Here is a 15,883-nt window from a genome sequence, read left to right as displayed (position 1 = left end):
GTGACGTTGGGTTTCGGAATAAGACCGAAGGAGAATTTGTATGGCGAAACAGATCGAAATGGATGTCGCACCACGCGAGGTTTTTGGGAAAAAGACGAAGAGCCTGCGTCGCCAGGGTCTTATCCCTGGAAATATTGGTGGCCACAAGGCCGATTCGGTGGCGATTCAGTTTGATGCCAAAGTCTTCAAGCGCTTGCAGCATGAGAACAGGGCGGGAAGTATCTATGCGCTCAACCTGCCTGGCAAGAGTGCGGAGACCGTCCTGGTACATCATGTGGAGCATAATCCGGTTTCGGGAGAGATCCAGCACGTGGATTTCTCTCGCGTAAGCATGGATGAGCAGGTGAGCATTAAGGTACCCCTGCACTTTGTGGGCGAATCTCCCGCGCTCAAGGATACCAAGGGGACGCTCCTGCATATGGACGCGCTTGAGGTCCAGTGTCGTGCCTCTGATATCCTGCCCGCCATCGAGGTGGATCTCTCGCCGTTGAAGACGCTTGACGACACGATCTATGCCAGGGATGTCAAGTTGCCACAAGGATTTAAGCTTGTAGGTGATCCTGAGGAGTCGGTTGCGAAGGTTGCGCCGCCGAAGGTGGAGCTGCCCGCGCCTGAGGCTGCCGAGGCTGCTGCTGAGGCTGCACCAGCGGCTGAGAGCGAGTCCACTGCTAGCGAGTAAAGCAGGCCTTTTACTGTAACGACAGGGACGCGGTAAACTACCCTATATGTCTTACCGCGTCCCCCTTTTTGTTACCAGGCTTTCACCCACGTCGTCATTGCTTATAGTCTATGTTAGCGCCCTTGTGTGTAGAAATACTTCGCCCATGGGGCGGGCAGGTAGTGTAAGAAGCATTAAGACTAGGAGCTACAAGCGAACTATGCGCATCATGCTAGTAACCGATCAATATCCCCCCATGGTGGGTGGTGTTCCCACAGTGACACGTGGACTCGCGGTAGACTTTGTCAATCGCGGTCACCAGGTCTGGGTGGTGGCGCCTAGCTATGGCGCGCGTGATGTGAAGCGTCTCGAACAGGGAGTGCGGGTCTATCGCTTCTCCTCGTTTGAATGGCCTACCTACGAGGGCTTACGCATTCCCTTCCTCCCTTTTATGCCAATGCGCAATCTCATCAAGCGTAGCGATCCCGATATTATCCATATCCACTCGCCTGTAGTGCTGGGGAATATCGCGCAAATTCTCGCGGGTGGCCTGCGCAAGCCCGTTATCGCGACCAATCACTACCTGCCTATTAATATGAGTCGCTCACTCTCGTCCGATCCAATCTTTGGCAAACCCTTTAGCAGCGTGACTTATACGTACCTGGTTAATTTCTGTAACCGCTGTGAGTATGTCACGGCCCCCACACAGACGGCTCTGAACCTATTGTATGAGCATGGGCTGCGCGCGCCCGCACGCGCCATCTCCAATGGCATCGACCTGAACCGTTTTCGTCCAGGGGCGCCCGATCCCGAGGCGCTTACGCGCTTTGGTCTGCCCACAGATCGCCCGCTGATCATTCATGTCAATCGCTTGAGCGAGGAGAAGCGTATTGATGTGCTGATTCGCGCTGCGCAGCATCTACGTCAGCCTGCGCACATCGTGCTTGTGGGTTCTGGCCCTATGGAGGCGGAGCTACGCGCGCTGGCGGCCAGTTTGCATGTAGAGGACCGGGTGAGCTTCCTGGGCTTTGTACGCGACGCCGATCTCCTATCGCTACGTCGCTCAGCTGCGCTCTTTGCCATTCCATCCGAGGCTGATCTACAGAGCCTGGCGACGATGGAGGCAATGGCCTGTGGCCTGCCCGTGGTGGCTGCCAATTCGTATGCCTTGCCCGAGCTTGTCCATCAGAATGAGAATGGCTTTCTCTTCCAGCCAGGAAATAGCGAAGAACTGGCTCGCGCTATTGATACGATCCTTGAAGATAGAGACCTGCGTACACGCATGGGGCAGGAGAGCCTGCATATCATCGAGAAGCATGATCGGCTCAATATCCTCGACGAGTGGGAGGACCTCTATCGCCGTCTCTCCATTGAGTTTAAAGAAGACAAAGAGCGCAAGCAGCAAATGCGTATACAACGAAAATACAAGGGAGAGCTGACCGGGCAGCAAAAGGCGCGTTCCCGCCTGCGCCGCACAGGTACGACTGGAGACCTCTCATTTGACTGGAGCGATACAGCGGAGGATACCGACGTGCAGCTTTAGCTACGCCTGGGGGAATGGACCTATGAGACTGGGAGTTAGCGTGTTCCCCAGCGTTTATGCAGCAACCTGGCAATGCCTCGTTCAATGTCCCAGCGGATCTGAATCATGTGATAGGTGAGCCAGGCCTGGATGCGATACTGCCAGGGATCTGCTGATATGGTGGCGCGTCTGCGCTCCTGTTTAGAGGTATATATGGGGATAGGGGTACGCTGCGGAAGGAAAAGGCTTCTAATGGGGCACCATATGGGTTGTACATCTCTCTCCGAATCTGAGCCTTGCTTGTACATACAAAAACTCCTGGAGCACGCTCACGCTTGGGAATTTCCATTGCATCTTATATGAAAACCAACCCCCATTCGGGAGCGCGGCGCCACTCTCGCCGTGTCACCTTCAGGTGGTAGCTAGCGCTCCCCCCATTCGGGGGCAAGCGGTGGCACGGCAAGCGCGCTCAGGTTTTCGATAGGGTAGTACTTACTTTTTGTAGTATAGGCTGAGAAATGCTATTTGTCTACCCATATATGTTTATCTATTACTAAAAAATAGAGGCAGGTGTGCCATGGAATTGCGTCACCTCACCACCTTTCGTACAGTCGCTCAACTTCAGAGCTTTCGCCGGGCTGCCGAGGCGCTTGGTTATGTCCAGGGAAACGTTACTGCACATATCCAGGCTCTTGAGCAGGAATTGGATGTGCAACTCTTTGATCGCCTCGGCAGGCATATCACACTGACAAGTGCAGGCGAACAACTACTTGCGTACGCTGAAAAGCTGCTTACTATCGCTGCTGAGGCTCAATCCGCGCTTGCCCAGCGTGAAGTGATTAAAGGGACACTCACAGTGAGCGCCCCGGATACACTCTGTATTTATCGCCTTCCCGCGCTCTTCAGTAATTTTCAACAACGCTTCCCCCAGGTGCGTCTACTCTTCCGACCCCTCTCATGGAATGCCCTTCAGAAGGCTGTCAGCGAAGGTGTGATTGACGTGGCGTTTTTGATGGCGCAGCCAGTGCAGTCGCGTGGGCTAATAGCGGAAACTCTTCTCCCCGAATCAATCCTCTTGCTTGCCGCACCCTCACACCCCCTTGCGCAAGCGGCTCATATCCAGCCAGAAGATCTGGAGACAGAAACTCTTTTGCTAACAGAAATGGGATGCAGCTATCGTACCGTCTTTGAGCAACAGTTGGCTGCCGAAGGATGTGTCCCTAAAATGCTCCTTGAATTTTGGAGTATTGAAGCCATCAAGCAATTTGCCATGCTGGGAATGGGAATAGCTGTGTTGCCTGCTGTCTCTGTAAGTGCTGAACTTGCACAAAGTAAGCTGGTCATTCTGCCTTGGGGGAGGGATTTCCGCATTATTACCCAGATGGCCTGGCATAAAGACAAATGGCTCTCTCCGGCCTTCCAGGCATTTATCTCAACCGCACGCGAGGTCCTCAAGGAAGTTTGATCATTTTTAGTGGTCAATCTGATTAAAATCAATTGCTTGACGTGATAGATAGCTCTTACTATACTTGGGGCAGAGAACAACGCGACCCGTACCTGATTCACCGGGTGGGAAATCTTGTGTCGCGACTACTTTTTAAGGAAAGAACGATGAAAACCTTAGCGATCTATGGTGGATCGAGAAAAAATGGAAACTCTGAACAGCTCACCAAAGAACTTTTAAAAGGAACCTCATACTCCTCAATTCATTTGAGTGACTATCATATTAAGCCTATTGTGGATCAACGACATGACTCCAATGGTTTCGATGCAGTGGATGATGATTATAGCCTGGTTCTTGAGCAGGTTCGCGCGCATGAACTTCTTGTGTTTACCACGCCTCTGTACTGGTATGGGATGTCCGGCCTTATGAAGAATTTCGTTGATCGCTGGTCCCAGAGCTTCCGAGATACATCCATAAATTTTAAAATGGAGATGGCGACGAAGCGGGCATTTGTCGTTATTGTTGGGGATGACGAGCCACAGAAGAAAGCTTTGCCTTTAGCCCAGCAATTTCAATATATCTTTGACTTTATGAATATGCCACTGGTGGGCTACCTGATTGGGAACGGAAGAAAACCTGGGGATATTCAAAACGATCTCAACACGCTCGAAAACGCGGCTACCTGGCGGGGAAAGCTTCTGGAATAGGTATAAAAGTGTCCAGGGCGCCGCCCTGGACACTTTTATATTTATCTATTCTTGTGTTATATTAAAATACACTTGTATAGCAATAAATAACTATTTTGTTCTTGTGCATCAATATAGTTTATTGACGTTTATCACATATCTTGTTAGAATAATGATTGGTGAGAGTTATTATGAGTTTTCACCAGACGTGCGAGTAATGTCAGGGCTTATGTTCGGCCTTAAGGAGAAACAGCCAGGCTGGAGGCCACTGGCATCCTGGTAAAACGTCAGTAAAGGATGTTGCTGAGCCAGGCAAGTACGATTTCTTTCTAAGTGTTCCATGAAAAATTATGTTGCGAGAAGACGTAGAGGAAGCTAGAGATTATGGTTGAGGAAGAGCAGTCCACGCAGTCTATATCATCAACAGGTGCCGCGTCATCCCCCGCTGAGAAGTCTGGTCGCAAGGGCGGCAGTACCGTACGCGCCAAGTATGGTGAGGATTACTATCAGCGCATTGGGAAAAAGGGCGGCACCGTACTGAAGGAGAAGCGTGGCACAGAATATTATCGTACCATTGCCCAGAAGGGCGGGCGCGCAAATGTTGTCAAGTATGGCCCAGAGCATTTCTCGGCCATGGGCAAGAAGGGCGGCAACGCCACGAAGGAGAGCCAGGGGCCTGATTTTTACAGCCGCATTGGCCGCCTCGGTGGAGCAGCCAAGCGCCAGAAAAAGTCCCCTACAGAGTAAAAAAGTAACAAAAAATGGAGTACAGGCCAATAGCCTGTACTCCATTTTTTGTTAGCGCAGTTATTCGGCTTTGGCTTTGGCTGTGGCTAGGCGTGCCACGCCTTCGGTAATCGCTTGCGTAACGCCGGTCTCAGCTGTCTCTTTGGCCACGCGAAGCGCGTTCTGGATGGCGCGGGCGTTAGAGCGGCCATGAGAGATAATGGCCGCACCATTGACGCCTAGTAGGGGAACCCCGCCATATTCGGCATAGTCAAGGCGTTTATAGATTCTCTTCAACCCTGGCTTGAGGACTGCTGCCGCCAGTTTGCTTACAAACGACGAGGTCAGTTCGTCTTTAATCAGGGAGAAGAGGGCTTCACCCACGCCCTCGCTGAGCTTGAGAACGACGTTGCCAACAAAGCCGTCACAGACCACCACATCCGCCACATTGGCCATGATGTCGCGCCCCTCAATATTGCCGATAAAGTTCAGCTCCAGGCGCTCCGCGTTCTGCTTGAGCAACTGGTGTGTCTGCACAACCTGCTGGTTGCCTTTGGTCTCCTCTTCTCCGTTGGCCAGCAGGCTCACGCGAGGCCGATTGACGTGGAAGATGCGCTCCATATAGACCGAACCCATCAAGGCAAACTGCTGCAAATACTCGGGTTTGCAATCGGTATTGGCACCCATATCAATGATCAGGCATGGCTTATTTTTGGTTGGGAAGACGCCACCCAGGGCCGGACGCTCTACACCGGGGATACGTTTGAGGGTAAAGAGGGCCGCCGCCATCATCGCGCCACTATTGCCCGCTGAAACCGCGCCAATGGCTTTGCCATCGCGAACCAGTTGCAGCGCGACGGTCATTGAGGCATTCTTCTTGCTTCTGACGGCTGTAGCTGGATGGTCGTCCATCTCAATCACTTCATCGGTATGGACGATGGGGAGATCCAGTCCGCTGGTGTCGTGTTTGGCCAGTTCGGCCTGGATAACCTCCTCGTGTCCCACGAGGTACACGCCGATGCCATAGGCGCGGGCAGCCTGAATTGCTCCCAGCACAATCTCGCCGGGAGCATTATCGCCGCCCATCGCGTCCAGAGCTAGACGCACGGGCGTATTCGTTGTGGAGACGCTCATGCACTTTTCTCCTCAGGCTCCCCGATGGTCTGTTTGACCAGCGCAACCAGTTTGTCGAGGTCAAACGGTTTGTAGACGATGTGGACGACTCCGGCTTCGCGGAACTCCTGCTCTTCGTTGGCCGCGCCCAGGAAGGCCGTGACCACGATGACTGGAATCTGCTTATCGATGCCCATGGTCATGAGTTTTAACTCATCACGGCCATCAAGATAAGGCATCATCAGGTCCAGTAGCACCAGGTCGGGCTTGTGCTCCTGAATAGAGTCATAGAAACGCAGGCTCTGCGTGGTCATGAACGTCTCATAACCCTCGTCTGCTAGCGCTTCTGTGAGCAGGTCAGCAATTGTCGGATCGTCATCCATGACCAGAATTTTCTTTGCCATAGTACCAGCATTCCCCTCATTCCAAAACGGCCAGGCCGTACGGATCTCAATCTCACAACATTTTTTAACAGAGGTCACTCTTGATCTGTTTCTTTACAGCTCTGGTTGTCGGTATTCGTCGCTCCTGGTCGCGCAGCCTTTCATAGTGTCGCTGCATTTTACTCCGTACAGATAAGAGTATTATAACATCACACCGTACTTTGTATACGTGGTATGAACTGGTTACTTGACATTTTTGTACTCATGTACTACTGTACAGTCGATGTATGCCAACCTGGCATGCCCATTCTATCCTTTCTCATCGCTGCTGAAGTAAAACATCTATTGAGAAAAAGGATTTCATGTCATCCAATTCAACATTTTTCTGTGATCGATGTGGTGCTGCCAATCGACCAGAGGCGCGTTTTTGTCGTGCCTGTGGTCAGGCGCTTGGTGGGTTGGACACGACGACCGATACCATTGTAGGTCTTGGGGCACGTGGTATATCGAGCGCGCACGCCGTCCATGGAATCTCAGCCAATACGCTGAACACAAACGTGAATACCACCTTCCAATTGCCCATAGGCAGTTCGACGATTACAGGACTGTTGCAGCCTCAACATATGCTCAAGCAGCGGTATATCATCCTGGCAAATGTAGGAAAGGGTGGCTTCGGAGCTGTCTATAAGGCCCTCGATTCGCAGTTTGGTAATCGCCTGGTGGCGGTTAAGGAGATGAGCCAGAATAGCCTGGATGAGAAGGATCGCCAGGCTGCCGCTGATGCCTTCCAGCATGAGGCGATGCTCCTGGCTGGTTTGACGCATCCAAATCTACCGCGTATTTATGAGCAGTTTGCCGACCAGGGGCGTTCCTACCTGGTGATGGACTATATCGAGGGCGAGACCCTCGAGGACCGCCTGAGTCGCCTGAAGGGGAATACGCTCCCTATTGAGCAGACGCTTGATATTGCGATCCAGCTCTGTGATGTATTGGAGTATCTGCACTCGCGCACGCCCCCGATTATTTTCCGCGATCTCAAGCCTGCCAATGTGATGCTTACACCTGGTGGGCATATCTTCCTGATCGACTTTGGCATCGCGCGCCACTTCAAGCCCGGCAAGGCCAAGGATACAACTGCGCTTGGCTCCTCCGGATATGCCGCGCCGGAACAGTATGGTCGCTCGCAAACCACGGTGCGCGCCGATATCTATAGTCTGGGCGCGACCCTTCATCAACTCCTGACCGGACATGATCCTTCCGAAACGCCCTTCCACTTCGCGCCTATTCACCTCCCGGCGCATCCAGCCCTCGCCGGATTGGCCGACTTGGTCATGCATATGGTAAGCGTACCCGTGAATGAGCGCCCGGAATCAGTGGCTGTTGTGCGCGCCTCGCTTCAGCGTATCCAGACGCTATATACGACTGGAGCCGCGCTGACCTCGCCGCCCACCATCTCGACGCGTGTCCCTCCCATGTACCAGACACCTGCGACGATGCCGCCCATCCCTGCTCAATCCACGACTACAGGGAAGACTGGCAAGGCGAAAGGCCCAACCCAATACCAGATCGTCAAGCAGCCTAATACGCTCTTTATTTGTACTGGACATACGGGACGCGTGGCTGCTGTGGCCTGGTCGCCCAATGGCAAATGGCTGGCCTCGGCCAGCTATGACCGCACCGTGATCATATGGGATGCGGCTTCTGGTGATCGTGTCTGGACGTATAAGGGACACTCCGCGCGGGTGAATGCCCTGGCCTGGTCTTCCGATAGCAAATATATTGCCTCGGCGGGCGATGACACCACAGTGCAGATCTGGGAGCCCGCGAACGGGCACCTGGTCTATACCTATACTGCGCACAGCCAGCCCGTGAATGCTGTGGCCTGGTCGCCAGGTGGCGAGTATATTGCCTCGGCTGGTAACGATAAGCTGGTGCTGGCCTGGCATGCTCAGGAGCATAGTGAGCTATACCGCTATGAAGAGCACAAGGACCAGGTATATGCTGTAGCGTGGTCGCCCGATGGAAAGTACCTGGCCTCAGCGGGGAAAGAGAAGAGCATACGCTTCTGGAACCCCTTTGCCGAGCAGAAAAAGCCGCGCACCTTCTGGCAGCGCGTCTCATCCATTTTCTCCGCGGACCTGGAACCTAGCGTTCTGAAGGTGCATAATGAGCGGGTGAATGCCCTGGCCTGGCATCCAAAAGAGTATCTGCTAGCCTCGGCCTCTAGCGACTCCTACGCCTGCATCTGGGATGTCAGCATCGCCTATACGCAGCATACGAAACTACTGCGGACCGCGGGTGGCAACAGCGCCAAGAACGCCGTGACCTGGGCGCCCGATGGCAAGCACCTGGCTATTGCCAGCAATGATAAGTCAGTGCAAGTCTGGAATGTAGCCAAAGAGCGCTGTACCTATACTTACCAGGGGCACCAGGGCTATGTCGCCGCCGTAGCCTGGTCGCCAAATGGCGAACGCCTGGCCTCTGCCGGGGTCGATCGCTCCGTGCAGATCTGGCAGGTCGTGTAGGGTCCATGCTGGCATGGACTAACGAGCGAAGCGATTGCTCCCCCACGTCAGGGTATCGGCCTGCGGGCCTCGAAGTCCATGCCAGCATGGACCCTACAAGGCGGCGTAGGATTAAGGAAGGATACAGTCAAAATATGTCCGAGAAGCGTTTTCCTCTCTCTCCTGAGCGCCTTGAAGCGCTTATTGCAACCCATCCCACGCCATTTCACCTCTATGATGAGCAGGGGATCCGCGCCGCTGTGCGTCGCATGAAGCGGGCCTTTGCCTGGTCGGAGAGCTTTACCAATTATTTCGCGGTCAAGGCCCTGCCCAATCCCCATATTTTACGTATCCTCAAGGAGGAGGGCCTGGGTGTAGATTGTAGCTCTCTGCCCGAGCTTGTGCTCGCGGAGCGTGTAGGCTTTACTGGCGAAGAGATTATGTTTACCTCCAACCAGACGCCTGCGAGCGAGTATCGCAAGGCCAGGGAACTGGGAGCGGTCATCAACCTGGACGACATCAGTCATATCGCCTATCTCGAAGAGCAGGCAGGCCTTCCCGACCTGATCAGTTTTCGCTACAATCCAGGGCCATTGCGCGCCGGAAACGCCATTATTGGTGATCCCAAGGAGGCAAAGTATGGCCTGACCTATGATCAACTCTTTCAAGCGTATGCCAGCGCGAAGGAGAAGGGCGTCAGGCGCTTTGGGCTACACGCCATGCTGGCCTCTAACGAACTCAACGTAGCGTATTTTCTTGAGACTGCACTCATGCTCTTTGACCTGGTCGCGGCCCTTTCGCGCGAGGTTGGCATCACCTTCTCCTTTATCAATATGGGTGGCGGCATTGGCATCCCCTATCGTCCAGAGCAGAATGCCTTTGATATGGAGACGTTTGGCCAGGAGTTGCAGACCCTGTACACGCAGAAAATCGTTGCCAACAACCTGCATCCCCTGCGTATAGTCATGGAATGCGGCCGGGTGATCACAGGACCACATGGCTACCTGATGACCACAGCGCTCCACCAGAAAGAGACGTATAAGCGCTATATAGGCCTGGACGCCTGCATGACAAACCTGATGCGGCCCGCGCTGTATGGCGCCTATCACCACATTACTGTTTTGGGGAAAGAGGATCAGCCCGCGAACGAGACGTATGATGTCGTGGGATCGCTCTGCGAAAATTTCGATAAATTCGCCATTGATCGAAGCTTGCCTGCTATCTCTCCAGGGGATGTCCTCATCATCCACGATACGGGGGCGCATGGTCATGCCATGGGCTTTAACTATAACGGCAAGCTGCGCTCGGCGGAACTGCTCTTGCGTGAGAACGGCGAGATCCAACTCATCCGGCGTGCCGAGACGCTCGACGACTACTTCGGCACCCTCGATTTCCCAGGTTTGTAGCGTGTCATTTGACGACGAGCAGGTCTATGCGTTCATCTTTGTATGCATAAGTGGGTGATGGATGGGTATGACAAGGATGTTTGAAAAATATCGATCATCGCTGCTGTAAGGAGCGATACAACAGATGTTATTTTGCGATCATTGTGGTGGAGGCAACGAAACCACTGCATCGGCTTGCCAGTTTTGTCAACAGCCTCTCTCGCGTTTGCAGCTTGATGACGAGGAGTCCATCTCCGCTTCTAGCCAGGGAGCGGGGCAGCGGATGATCACTATTGTTCCTGTCGTGCCTCTAGAGCCTGGTGTCCTCTTCAAAGGGCGTTACCAGATTGTCGAAGTTCTCGGCGAGGGAGGCTATGGCTCGACCTATAAAGCCGAAGATGCTAAGCTCAAAGGTATGGCCGTCGCTATCAAGATGATTGATCTCGCTGGACTTTCTCCATCACAGACGCATGATGCGATAGCAACATTTGAGCGCGAAGCCTTCATGCTCCGCTTGTTAAGCCATCCAGGCATTCCACATCTGCATTTTTGGCTCTCCAGGATATGCCGCGCCTGAACAGTATGGCAAAGCTCAGACAACGACGCAATCAGATATCTATAGCCTGGGTGCGCTCCTACATCAGGTCCTGACGGGCCAGGATCCCGCTTCTCATCCCTTCCGCTTCCCTCCTATTCCAGAGATCGGCTTTGGCATGTCGCACGAACTGCCAAACCTGGTCTCGCGCATGCTAGAATTAGATTTACAGAAACGCCCTACTAGCGTCATTGAAGTTCGGGAAACTATAAAACTTGCACTACATATGTATCCCTTCGACCGTGTCGAGATTTATACGCCATCTCAGAAAAGCCGTGGAGGCGCTTCTAGTGGGGTAAGTAGGCGGCGTGTGCTTGCGCTAGGCGGCGGACTGGTTGCCATAGGGGGGATGTACCTCTTTGCCAGTGTGTTGGGTCATCATCAAACGAGTGTGGTAGCAAGCTATAGTACTGGTGCGGATGAGACACCCATTGCCGACGGAGCAGATGGGGATACACCTATTCCCAGCAAGGTGCGTAAACTTACGCCTGCATGGCAGCACACTTTCAGTTCAGCGATTAAGTGTGTTGCTCGCGGGAGCGATGCATCAGGAAGTGTTGTGGCTTGTATAGATAATAGTCTCTCTGTACTCTTAGACGGTAGTCGCGTTGTAGATATGGGTCATACCTATCCTACCGACCACTTGGTGTGCGTGCCTTTCTCTGGTATGGTTGCCTCTTGGCAGCACCAGGGTCGAGAGGTGATTCTCTGGTCCCAAAATAATAAAGATCCTTATGATATACGTTTCAGTGTCCCTTCTTCTATTGTGGTATTAGCTGGCTCGTGGGATCATGTTGCTGTCGTGTGCGAAGATCATAATGTGTATATTACTGAATATCGGCGCCTGGCAGAGAGCAACTGGGCGGCTGTAACCTCAAGTGTGCAGATTGGCAGCTCTGTTCGTGACCTGGCAATGGTTGTAGATCAATATAATTCAGTCTATTTTGTTGTAGGCTATGCTGATGGTCTTGTTGCTGCTTATACCAACGGACGCAACACACATTTGTATATGCATAAAGCGATGGTAAATGAGGTAAGTTGTAGTCCTGCCCTATATAATATTGCGTCGGCAAGCGATGATGGCACGGTCATTGTTAGCGGCCTGCAAGATCCAACCCTGCATATAACTTATCGAGGACACGCGAACGTAGGCGGCAAGGTGCGTCATGTTGCCTGGCTCAATGATACAAGCGTTGCCTCTCTAGATCATTTGGGTAACCTGCACATCTGGTCTATTGCTGCTCTTGGGAGTACGGCCACAATAGATAAACCTGATGTTGCGCAAACTGCGGTGGTAAATGCAAGTTTGAATGCGTGGGGCACGGGGACTGATGAACTCTACCTGGCTTTTGCGAGGGATAAGCGCACGCTCGCGGTCTGTTCTGTTGCAATAGACTAACGAGAGGTCACTGCTCAACCACGAGATTGAGCAGTGACCTCTCGCTCTATGTTATGCCGACTCTGTGACTACAGAAGCCCCATTGGGGTCGAGCAGGCTCTTGACCTTCTCTTTGCCCAGGGAGAGCATGAGGGTTGGGATACGCGGTCCGGTGTCCGAGCCACAGATCAACGTGTAGATTGCGGCGAAGAAGGCACGCTGGGCCTGCTTCAACTCGGGTGTGGCGGGCGCGTCTGCGGGTAGTTCACGCACCTGCTTGGGAATGCGGTACATCAGGTCGGTCAGGACATCCAGGTTCCAGGCACCCTCAAGCTCCACGACTAGGAGGCGGAGCGCCTCTTGCTCGCTTTCCCCAAGTTGGGCATAGGTCTCAGTATCAAAGCTGGCGCGGATAAAGGTGCGCTCGTCTTCGGGCAAGTAGTTGTTGATCCAGTTAGCGGCGCAGGTCAGGCGCGGCTCTAGTTGTGCCGGGGTGAGGGGTTCCTCTTCCTTCAGGCTCTGCGTGGCGATGCGCAAGACCTGCTCAAGATTGCCCTGTGTGACATCCAGGGTCGAGGCGAGTAGCGAGAATGGCACCGTGCGCTCGGCTCGCTTCACAGCACCCAGCGAGGTCTGGATGGCGCGTTGGTAGGCGACCAGGTTGGCCTCGTTAACCTTGCCAGCTGCGACCTGGCGCACGAGGGAATCCCATTCATCGTAGAGCCGCAAAAGACCCTGCCCAAAGTCGATATTAAATGGCTGGTTGTTGGCGCGGCGGATATAGAGCCAGCGTAGAATCGCAGGCTCCAGGATGGAGAGCGCATTGGCTGGCGAAGCATCAGTTCCCACGGAACTGGAGATCTTCACACGGCCCTCCATGCCCACAAAGGCATAGGCCGCGTATTGGGGAGCAGGAGAATGGAAGATCTCCTGCACGATGCGCTGACCAACGGTGAAGCTGCTTCCTGGCGTCGAGTGGTCGGCGCCCGCAGGCTCAAAGTCTACCTGCGCCTCGCTCCAGCGCATGGGCCAGTCTACCTTCCAGACCAGCTTGCCGGAATTTTTCTCGTTCAGACTAAAGGCTCCACTATGCTGACAGTGCTGGCAGCTATAATCGATACTGGCAGTCGCCTCTTCATAGTGCTGTATTTGCGTCGTATCCTTGCCACAGGCCTCGCAATAGACCTTATAAGGGTAATAGGCGGCCCGCCTCTCGGAGACCGTTTCTTGCTGTTCCTGGCGCGTTTGATACTCAGCCAGGATATCAAAGATCTCTCCCCGCTGGGCCAGGGCCTGTTTGACCTTGTGGGTATAGCGCCCCTCGCGATAGGCGATTGACTGGCGCACCTGGGTCATAGGAAGATTGAGGGGTGCGATGCTCTCGCTAAATTCAGTAATATAGCGGTCGGCATACGAGGCATAGACTCCAAAGGGATCAGGTACCTCACAGAGAGGCTGCCCAATATAGCTCGCGAACGACTCTGGAATACCCGCAGGCACCTTGCGCAGGCGGTCATAGTCATCCCAAAACTGTATATGCTCTACCTGCCAGCCGCGAGCACGTAGCTCTTCGGCGACCAGGTGAACCGTCATAATCTCACGCATATTGCCCAGGTGAACCGTCCCCGATGGACTGAGTCCAGAGGCACAAATGATAGTCGCATGCTCGCCCTTGACCTGGCGCACATGCTGCTCTACTCGGTCGCTAATCTTCGCGACCCAATCAGCTTTCATCGTCAAAACTCCTAGAGGATAAGTTAGACCAGGATTTCACCCCTTGTATTTATATCGAGGTAAGACAGGATCATGTTCCCTGGTTCCCTTGTCACAGGGGTAAGGATGTGCTGGTGCGGGGCCTTCAGCCCCACACCAGCACATCCTTACCCCTGTGAGCGCCGTAGGCGCGAAAAGTAAGTCAGAAGCAAATGCCTGGAAAACATCTTGGTAGATATATCGAAAAAGAAAGATAAGAACTTTAGGATATTATAAGGGTAATGGCAAGGAGGGGGTAAAAAACTAGGACGCATACCCCCATTCCTGTCAAGATGGCAATACACGTCCCGGTCGTTCAGAAAATTTGCATTTTTAGCATATCGAAAAAAGACGATTCTGGCAAGTCTACAATAAGCGGTTGGTATGCTCAGGGGCTATGCGCATTTTTCCAGCCGCATAGAAATTCATGCGCGGATCTGGTCGAGGAGGGCGCGGCCAATGACGATACGTTGAATTTGATTGGTTCCCTCAAAGATCTGTGCCACCTTTACATCGCGCATATAGCGCTCGACTGGGTAATCGCGGACATAGCCCGCGCCGCCCAGGACCTGGACCGCATTGGTGGTAACCTCCATCGCCGAGTCCGTCGCGAAGCATTTAGCCATCGAGGCATACATCGAGACCTGCTTGGATGGTTGTTTGGACTGGTCGAGCTTATAAGCGGCCTCATAGACCAGCAGGCGCGAGGCCTCAATCTTCATAGCCATATCGGCGAGCATAAACTCAATGGCCTGAAAGGTACCGATGGGTTTGCCAAACTGCTGGCGCTCCTGGGCGTACTGGCGAGCGGTCTCAAAGGCCGCCTGGGCGACACCGACTGCGACCGCGCCAATATTGATGCGCCCACCATCGAGTGAGGAGAGCGCAATCTTAAAGCCCTGCCCCTCTTCTCCCAGGCGTTGCGAAACGGGAATCTGGCAGCTCTCAAAGATCAACTCACGCGTGGGCGAGGAATGCAGGCCCATCTTGCGCTCAGTCTTGCCAAAGGCAAAGCAGGGCGTATCCTTCTCGATAACGAAGCAGGAGATGCCCGAGGCGTCATTGCCGGAAACGGTACGCGCCATAAGCAGATAGATATCGGCCTCGCCCGCGTTGGTCACCCAGAGCTTATTCCCATTCAAAATGTAGCTATCGCCCGAGCGCTCGGCCCGACATTGCAGGCTGGCGGCATCGGAGCCAGAGGCAGCCTCGCTCAGCGAGAAGGCGCCTAGGATCTCTCCGGACGCTAGCTTGCCCACCCAGCGCTCGCGCTGCTCCTCATTGCCGAAGCGCGCGATAGACCCGGTGACCATGTTATGGACGGAGAGGCCAACCGCCGTCGCCATATCGCCCTGGGCCAGTTCTTCATACACAAGGGCCGCTGCCAGGCGTGAAAGCATGCTCCCGCCCAGCTCTTCCGGCGTGGTCATGCCCATCAATCCCAGTTCCGCCATTTTGGTAAAGATCTCGCGGGGAAAGTGATTATGCTCATCCCATGACTCAGCATGAGGAGTTATCTCGTTCTGCGTAAAGCGACGTACCATGTCGCGGATATCTGATTGCTCTTCATTGAGGTCAAAGATCACAGGACTTCTCCTTTGGCTTGTGTGGCAGCAATTTGCCAGTGCTGCCGTCTTCTGTGTGCCTCTTCTTATCATATCATGCCTTCGGGTTAAGGGACATGAAATTGCGACAATTACGCGACAACTTTATGATGGTGCTGCGACATAGCAGAGG

At 53.7% G+C, this 15,883-nt stretch carries 14 protein-coding genes; 9 read left to right on the top strand and 5 right to left on the bottom strand.

What is annotated here, in order from left to right; genetic code table 11:
* The first annotated feature begins 40 nt into the window (after positions 1–40).
* Positions 41–679 (top strand): 50S ribosomal protein L25, encoded by a 639-nt coding sequence (locus JMJ04_RS07285; protein ID WP_201369863.1) that lies wholly within the window; start codon positions 41–43, stop codon positions 677–679.
* A gap of 199 nt (positions 680–878) precedes the next feature.
* A complete protein-coding gene (locus JMJ04_RS07280) occupies positions 879–2,201 on the top strand; it encodes a glycosyltransferase (RefSeq protein WP_201369862.1) in 1,323 nt (440 codons plus the stop codon).
* A 35-nt stretch (positions 2,202–2,236) separates the two neighbouring features.
* On the opposite strand, the gene JMJ04_RS07275 is transcribed toward JMJ04_RS07280, so the two are convergent.
* A complete protein-coding gene (locus JMJ04_RS07275; protein WP_201369861.1) occupies positions 2,237–2,488 on the bottom strand; it encodes a hypothetical protein in 252 nt (83 codons plus the stop codon).
* A 269-nt stretch (positions 2,489–2,757) separates the two neighbouring features.
* On the opposite strand from JMJ04_RS07275, the gene JMJ04_RS07270 reads away from it, so the two are divergent.
* From JMJ04_RS07270 to JMJ04_RS07260, 3 genes are all read left to right on the top strand, one after another.
* Positions 2,758–3,645: a LysR family transcriptional regulator gene (locus JMJ04_RS07270; protein WP_201369860.1), complete on the top strand. Its 888-nt coding sequence runs from the start codon at positions 2,758–2,760 to the stop codon at positions 3,643–3,645.
* Between the two features lie 146 nt (positions 3,646–3,791).
* Positions 3,792–4,331, top strand: a complete 540-nt coding sequence (locus JMJ04_RS07265; RefSeq protein ID WP_201369859.1) for a flavodoxin family protein — start codon at positions 3,792–3,794, stop codon at positions 4,329–4,331.
* A 363-nt stretch (positions 4,332–4,694) separates the two neighbouring features.
* Positions 4,695–5,057: a hypothetical protein gene (locus JMJ04_RS07260; RefSeq protein ID WP_201369858.1), complete on the top strand. Its 363-nt coding sequence runs from the start codon at positions 4,695–4,697 to the stop codon at positions 5,055–5,057.
* 60 nt (positions 5,058–5,117) lie between these two features.
* Here JMJ04_RS07260 and plsX read toward each other — a convergent pair whose 3' ends face one another.
* Positions 5,118–6,143 carry a phosphate acyltransferase PlsX gene (gene plsX / locus JMJ04_RS07255; RefSeq protein ID WP_420799476.1) on the bottom strand — a complete coding sequence of 342 codons (1,026 nt, stop codon included), beginning with the start codon at positions 6,141–6,143 and terminating at the stop codon, positions 5,118–5,120.
* A 23-nt stretch (positions 6,144–6,166) separates the two neighbouring features.
* Entirely contained in the window at positions 6,167–6,553 is a 387-nt protein-coding gene (locus JMJ04_RS07250; protein WP_201369856.1) for a response regulator transcription factor, read from the bottom strand.
* A 341-nt stretch (positions 6,554–6,894) separates the two neighbouring features.
* Between JMJ04_RS07250 and JMJ04_RS07245 the strand changes: the two genes are divergently transcribed.
* The 4 genes from JMJ04_RS07245 (at position 6,895) to JMJ04_RS07230 (ending at position 12,415) form a co-directional block, all read left to right on the top strand.
* Entirely contained in the window at positions 6,895–9,057 is a 2,163-nt protein-coding gene (locus JMJ04_RS07245) for a WD40 repeat domain-containing serine/threonine protein kinase (RefSeq protein WP_201369855.1), read from the top strand.
* Positions 9,058–9,191: 134 nt separating this feature from the next.
* A complete protein-coding gene (gene lysA / locus JMJ04_RS07240; protein WP_201369854.1) occupies positions 9,192–10,442 on the top strand; it encodes a diaminopimelate decarboxylase in 1,251 nt (416 codons plus the stop codon).
* A 124-nt stretch (positions 10,443–10,566) separates the two neighbouring features.
* Positions 10,567–10,998, top strand: a complete 432-nt coding sequence (locus JMJ04_RS07235) for a hypothetical protein (RefSeq protein ID WP_201369853.1) — start codon at positions 10,567–10,569, stop codon at positions 10,996–10,998.
* A 136-nt stretch (positions 10,999–11,134) separates the two neighbouring features.
* Entirely contained in the window at positions 11,135–12,415 is a 1,281-nt protein-coding gene (locus tag JMJ04_RS07230) for a WD40 repeat domain-containing protein (RefSeq protein WP_201369852.1), read from the top strand.
* A gap of 51 nt (positions 12,416–12,466) precedes the next feature.
* Here the strand turns inward: JMJ04_RS07230 and lysS are convergent, their stop codons facing one another.
* Positions 12,467–14,128 (bottom strand): lysine--tRNA ligase, encoded by a 1,662-nt coding sequence (gene lysS, locus JMJ04_RS07225; RefSeq protein WP_201369851.1) that lies wholly within the window; start codon positions 14,126–14,128, stop codon positions 12,467–12,469.
* 443 nt (positions 14,129–14,571) lie between these two features.
* Positions 14,572–15,732 carry an acyl-CoA dehydrogenase family protein gene (locus JMJ04_RS07220; protein ID WP_201369850.1) on the bottom strand — a complete coding sequence of 387 codons (1,161 nt, stop codon included), beginning with the start codon at positions 15,730–15,732 and terminating at the stop codon, positions 14,572–14,574.
* Positions 15,733–15,883 lie beyond the last annotated feature (151 nt).

Source organism: Ktedonobacter robiniae (assembly GCF_016587375.1).
GTDB lineage: Bacteria > Chloroflexota > Ktedonobacteria > Ktedonobacterales > Ktedonobacteraceae > Ktedonobacter > Ktedonobacter robiniae.
This window is presented reverse-complemented; position numbering and strand designations above follow the sequence as displayed.